The organism is Helicobacter sp. TUL, from assembly GCF_002287135.1.
Lineage (GTDB): Bacteria > Campylobacterota > Campylobacteria > Campylobacterales > Helicobacteraceae > Helicobacter_F.
The window spans coordinates 1-806 of record NZ_NESU01000040.1; the positions used below are offsets into that span (position 1 = coordinate 1).

General features: G+C 36.2%; 1 protein-coding gene. It reads right to left on the reverse strand.

Annotated features, from left to right (window positions below; genetic code table 11):
- A partial coding sequence (locus tag B9T66_RS09000; RefSeq protein WP_180763390.1) for a hypothetical protein occupies positions 1 to 806 on the reverse strand: 806 nt, incomplete at both ends.

An 806-nucleotide genomic window follows, 5' to 3' on the forward strand; every position in this document is an offset into this window, starting at 1 on the left:
TTCTATAGATTCTATGTCGTTATCTTTTGATTCTTGTGTTGGTTGTGAATCTGTAGATTCTATGTCTAAGGCTGTAGAATCTAGTGCTTGTGAATCTATAGCCTCTGTAAGCTCTGTGTCTGTAGATTGTGTTTGTGTGTCTTCATCTATTGTATTTTCTGTAGATTTGGTTTCTTGTGTAGGAGACTTAGAATCTGCTTCATCTAAACTTATGTCTTCTAAGCCCACATCACCTAAATCAATGTCATCTAAATTAAGATCTCCCAAAATATCATCTAATTCCTTATTTTTCTCTGGCTCTACATCTTGTGTATCGCTTGTATCCGGTGCTTTTGGCTCTGTATTTTGTATCTCATCAAGCAGACTGCTCACCTCATTTATTTGCTCTGAATCTAGCACCTGTGCTTCCTCAATATTATGTTCTTTTTCCAAATCTTGTGTATTCTCCTCGTTTGCAAACTCACTAAGTTCTTGAATAGTGTCTAGTTCCTTGTTTTGTGTCTCCACATCCATTACATCTATATCCCCCAAATCCGCATTTTCCAAATCCACATCGCCTAAATCTATATCTTGTGTATCAAGCGCTAGATTCTCATCTTGTATATTCTCATCTTGAGATTGTGTAGATTCTATAGATTCTATGTCGTTATCTTTTGATTCTTGTGTTGGTTGTGAATCTGTAGATTCTATGTCTAAGGCTGTAGAATCTAGTGCTTGTGAATCTATAGCCTCTGTAAGCTCTGTGTCTGTAGATTGTGTTTGTGTGTCTTCATCTATTGTATTTTCTGTAGATTTGGTTTCTTGTG